At 48.1% G+C, this 4,998-nt stretch carries 7 protein-coding genes; all 7 read left to right on the top strand.

Going from position 1 to position 4,998, the window contains the following annotated elements; all coding sequences use genetic code 11:
* The first annotated feature begins 179 nt into the window (after positions 1-179).
* On the top strand, positions 180-317 hold the full coding sequence (rpmH, locus tag RMO84_RS03150) for a 50S ribosomal protein L34 (protein ID WP_015162297.1): 138 nt from the start codon (positions 180-182) through the stop codon (positions 315-317).
* A 29-nt stretch (positions 318-346) separates the two neighbouring features.
* Entirely contained in the window at positions 347-715 is a 369-nt protein-coding gene (gene rnpA, locus RMO84_RS03145; protein ID WP_310486994.1) for a ribonuclease P protein component, read from the top strand.
* Positions 705-1,124 (top strand): PH domain-containing protein, encoded by a 420-nt coding sequence (locus RMO84_RS03140; RefSeq protein ID WP_310486993.1) that lies wholly within the window; start codon positions 705-707, stop codon positions 1,122-1,124. The genes rnpA and RMO84_RS03140 overlap by 11 nt, the downstream gene beginning before the upstream one ends.
* Before the next feature lie 160 nt (positions 1,125-1,284).
* Complete coding sequence (gene yidC / locus RMO84_RS03135) at positions 1,285-2,454, top strand: membrane protein insertase YidC (protein ID WP_310486992.1); 1,170 nt, start codon at positions 1,285-1,287, stop codon at positions 2,452-2,454.
* Positions 2,455-2,575: 121 nt separating this feature from the next.
* Complete coding sequence (locus RMO84_RS03130) at positions 2,576-3,103, top strand: R3H domain-containing nucleic acid-binding protein (RefSeq protein WP_310486991.1); 528 nt, start codon at positions 2,576-2,578, stop codon at positions 3,101-3,103.
* A gap of 122 nt (positions 3,104-3,225) precedes the next feature.
* Positions 3,226-3,750, top strand: coding sequence for a YceD family protein (locus RMO84_RS03125; protein ID WP_310486990.1), 525 nt, complete (start codon positions 3,226-3,228; stop codon positions 3,748-3,750).
* A 272-nt stretch (positions 3,751-4,022) separates the two neighbouring features.
* The coding region (gene gndA, locus RMO84_RS03120; protein ID WP_310486989.1) for an NADP-dependent phosphogluconate dehydrogenase at positions 4,023-4,998 on the top strand (976 nt) is incomplete at its 3' end.

Raw genomic sequence — 4,998 nt, 5'->3', positions numbered from 1 at the left:
GGATCGATCGCAACAACGTCGGATTAGCTAGTTACGGCTAGTCGATCGAGAAGATTCAAAATCGACCATCGTTGCTAGCAGGACGATCGATTGCTGACGATCGCTGCTATACTAGGACATTGTGGCTTTTTTGCCTTCTTCAAGTATTCTTAATTTAATTAATTCGAGCGGATCCAAGTATGACAAAGCGTACTCTCGGCGGTACTAACCGCAAACAAAAGCGAACATCTGGTTTCAGAGCGCGGATGCGGTCTCGCACTGGGCAAAAAGTGATCAAAGCGCGTAGAGCTAGAGGCCGGCATCGCCTGTCTGTATAGATTCGTGCCAATGAATAGAGTAGCCATTCGTGTCATTGCCTAAACCCCATCGACTCAGACGCAGGCAAGATTTTCAAAAAGTTTATCAGCATGGCAAGCGTCATCAACAAGTGCATCTGACACTCCGAAGTTTGAAACAGCCACCATCTGCTACCGAAAATCTACCTGCTACTCGGTTTGGGATTTCCGTCAGTCAAAAAGTGAGTAAAAAAGCAGTCGTGCGCAATCTACTCAAACGACAAGTGAAAGCGGCTCTGCGTCAACTTTTACCGCAGATTGCCAACGGCTGGTCGGTAGTCATTGGCGTCCGACCTTCGGCACAGGGATGCGAATATGTCGAAATTTTGCGAGAATTAGAGCAGTTGTTGGCAGCCGCAGAGGTACTTGATGGGCATTAAAGAAGAAACGTTTTATGAAGGCGGTCCACACATTGGGGATCTGATTTTTCATGTGATTTTGTCGGTATTTATAGTTTTTATCCCCTTGGCGGTCGGATCGATCGTGAGGGCAATTTGGTTGCGCTACAAAATTACCGATCGGCGAATTTCGGTAATCGGTGGGTGGATGGGCAAAGATCGAACCGATCTTGTCTATTCGGAAATTACGGACGCAGTAACTATCCCGCGTGGGTTAGGATTTTGGGGAGACATGGTAGTTACCCTCAAGGATGGTAGCAAACTAGAGTTGCGCTCTCTACCTCGCTATCGGGAAATATATGATTATATTAACGAACGGGTGCTAGCCAAAACCGGACAACCGCTCCTGAGCGTAGCCGAAAAAGCTGAAGCTGCCGCTCAAACTACTTAATTAGTGAATAGGGGATAGGGAATAGGGAATAGGGAAGAGTTATTGTCTGACCCCTAATGCTCCATTCTCTGACCCCTAACCCCTAAACCCTATCTTGATTCGCTAAACCGTCGGGGGACCCGACGAGCGCGAATCGCTATCCCCTAACCTCTAGTTGACAATGGACTTTGGAATCGGATTTATCTCCAACAACATCATGCTGCCGATCATAGATTTTTTCTATGGAATCGTGCCTAGCTATGGACTCGCAATCGTCGCGCTAACTTTAGTCATTCGTTTCGCGCTGTATCCGTTGGGTGCGGGTTCGATTCGGAACATGCGCAAGACCAAAATCTCGCAACCATTGATGCAAAAGCGGGTCAAGGAAATTCAGCAGAAATTCAAAGACGATCCCACCAAGCAGCAACAGGCCATGAGTGATGTCTACAAGGAGTTTGGCAACCCCTTGGCTGGCTGTCTGCCCGTGGTACTTCAGATGCCGGTTTTGTTTGCTTTGTTTGCCACCTTGCGGGGATCGCCATTTTCTAATGTTGACTATAATGTCAACCTGCAAATCGTTCCCAGCGAACAGATTGCCCAAGTGCAACCGCAAGTATTTAGTAGCGAACCGCATAATATTTACTTTACGACAAACATTCACACGCCCGTAATTGCGAACATTCCCACCGGGAATGTCGTCGGTGTCGGTCAAAAGGCTAAGGTCGAGTTTAAAGGTATTGATGGTAAGCCTTTGAGCGAATTAACCGCCCAATATCCCGATGCTAAACTCGCTCCTGAGTGGACGGTAACTAAAGGTGGTGAAAACGTCAAAATTACTCCAGATGGCCAAATTGAAGCGATCGCCCCTGGAGATGTGACCATCAAAGGTACGATTCCGGGGATTGCCGCTAATACTGGCTTCCTATTTATTGATGCACTCGGACATGTCGGCGCGATCGATCCCGATGGCAAAATCCACTGGGATATCATCGCGATGATCGTCTTCTTTGGCTTGAGCCTCTATGTCAGCCAAAACTTATCTAGTAATCCCACTGCAACTGCCGCAGTCGGCGAAGCCGCAGAGAAGGAACAAGCACAACAAGCTGTCAATAAATTTACCCCGATTATTTTTTCGGGGATGTTTTTATTCTTCCCCTTGCCTGCTGGCGTATTGATGTATATGGCGATCGGGAACGTCTTCCAACTGGGGCAAACCTACTTCGTTAACCGCGAACCCCTACCGCCAGAACTTCAGAAATTGGTAGAGCAGCAAGAGCAAGAGAAGCCCAAAAATAATAGCGAGCGCGAGGAGCTGCCCTTCGAGAAAAGCAAGAAAAAGAAAGCAACCTAATTTAGGGAATAGGGGATAGAGGATAGGGAATAGGGTTCGATCGGAAATAAATCTCTAAAGCCTAACTCTCTAAATCCTCATCCCTAAATACTATCCCCTGTCCCCTATCCCCTATCCCCTAATGACGACCGACCAACGTTTAGACCGTGGCAAACAGTGGTTGGAACAACTCCTGAGCCTATCTGGCATCGCTACAACAGTAGCTACTCAACAACCTGCAGAGGTAATCCCGCCCAATTATTGGCTGACGATCGATCGAGAGCAACTCACACCCACTCAAATCGAAATCTTAATCGGTACCGATGGTGCGACGATCGATGCGATTCAATATCTGGCAAATGCCAGTCTAAATATCAATCAAGAAGCCGATCTGCAAGCTGGATATACGATCGAACTTGATGGCTACCGCCAACAGCGGGCAATCGCGCTCAAACAGATTGCCGATGAGGCAGCTAGTAAAGTCCGCGAAGATGGCAGCGAAGTCGTGCTCCAACCCATGTCCTCAGCCGAACGCCGCCAAATGCACACTTTCTTCGATAGCGATCCCAGTTATCGCGATCTCTCGACTTACAGTCGCGGTCAAGAACCAGATCGCCGCTTGGTTGTCACATTAGCTCCATCGCCAGAAGAGCAGGATAATAAAGAATAGAGAAAATCGGAATTGTCAGTAACGATCTGGCTGTTAACACTTGACAGATTGAGGAAGTCCATCGCTGACAGCCTCGATTAGTCTCATCCCATCCACTGCTACTGCGCCCCCTTTTTTGACAGATGGAACCACTTTATATTCCCCAACTGGCAAATCGCCCCGACCGCACCCTAGAGATTGTTGTCGATCGTCTCATTCCAGAGTTTGCAACACTTACCCCCATCAGGGGCAAGATAATTGTCAAGCACGGGGGGACATTTCTGGAAGTATCCGCACAGACCGAGACGATTGTGACCCTAACATGCGATCGCTGCTTGCAGCAATACAACCATCGCTTGATGTTAGATACTCAAGAAATCATCTGGCTAGAAGCAGAATCAACCGAACCAGAACGACGTGGGGTTGAAGTTAAAAATGAGCTAGAAGACTTGGTAGACTCGCTGCCTCCAGATGGTCATTTCCCTCCAGATGTTTGGTTGTACGAACAGTTGAGCCTATCGCTGCCACTCCGACAGCTCTGCAATCTCGATTGCGTGGGGATTGAGCCATTAGAAATAGCTCCTGCGCCCGAACCTGTTGAGGTCGCCCAACTCGACAGTCGTTGGGGTATTCTAGAGAACCTCAAACAAAAACTCGAAAATAATTAGATATTTACCTGAAAAGGTATAGCTAGAGAGCGACCTCGCTAGTGCTGCAACAAACCCGACTTTTCCAAAAAGTCGGGTTTGTGTCTTATCTAGTGGCGATCGATATATGTCGATCGCTTTTTTAATAACAAATCATCACCCCGCTCCCCGCTCCGAACTCCCACCAAACTTTACAAATAGTTATCTAAAATCCCCCAAAAAATGGGGATCGAGCTAAGGTGTGAGGTGAAGAACGATCGAACCTTACATCTCCACAGTATTTCCAATATTTTATGTCTCTACAAAGCTTTGGTGTGATTGGTTTAGCTGTCATGGGTGAAAACTTAGCCCTCAACGTCGAGCGTAATGGCTTTCCGATCGCCGTTTTCAATCGAACTGGGACAGTAACAGATAAGTTTATGGAAACCCGCGCCCAGGGGAAAAAAGTCATTGCGACACATACCTTGCAAGAGTTTTGCGCAGCTCTGGAAACTCCCCGCAAAATCCTGCTGATGGTCAAAGCCGGTAAACCTACTGACGATACGATCGACGCACTCAAGCAGTTTCTCGAACCAGGTGATGTGGTCATTGATGGTGGCAACTCCCTATTTACCGATACCGAGCGGCGCACCAAAGATCTCGAAGGATTGGGATTTACCTTTATCGGGATGGGTGTCAGTGGTGGTGAAGAAGGTGCGCTCAATGGCCCCAGTATGATGCCAGGAGGCACGGAAGCTGCCTATCGCAACATTGAACCCATTCTCACCAAAATCGCTGCTCAGGTAGACGATGGCCCCTGTGTCACCTATATCGGCAAGGGTGGAGCTGGCCACTACGTCAAAATGGTACACAACGGTATTGAGTACGGCGATATGCAGCTAATTGCTGAAGCCTACGACTTACTCAAGAATGTCGCCGGTTTAGACCATAAGCAATTGCATGAAGTCTTTACCCAGTGGAACACCACCGACGAACTCAATTCTTTCTTAATTGAAATCACCGCCGATATCTTCAAATATATCGATCCAGAAACTAATAATGCACTGGTCGAAATGATTCTTGATGCAGCCGCCCAAAAAGGTACCGGACGCTGGACTGTCCAGAGTGCCCTGGAACTAGGCGTGTCGATCCCAACCATCATCGCGGCGGTGAATGCGCGGATTATGTCATCGATTAAGACCGAACGCGTAGCGGCAGCCAAGCTGCTGACTGGGCCAGATGCTAAGTTTACTGGTGAGGTTAAAGTCTTCATCGACCAGGTTCGGGACG

Origin of the sequence: Chamaesiphon sp. VAR_69_metabat_338 (assembly GCF_031423935.1) — a bacterium.
Lineage (GTDB): Bacteria > Cyanobacteriota > Cyanobacteriia > Cyanobacteriales > Chamaesiphonaceae > Chamaesiphon.
The sequence above is the reverse complement of the archived record's forward strand: the minus strand, read 5'-3'. Positions and strand labels throughout refer to the sequence as shown.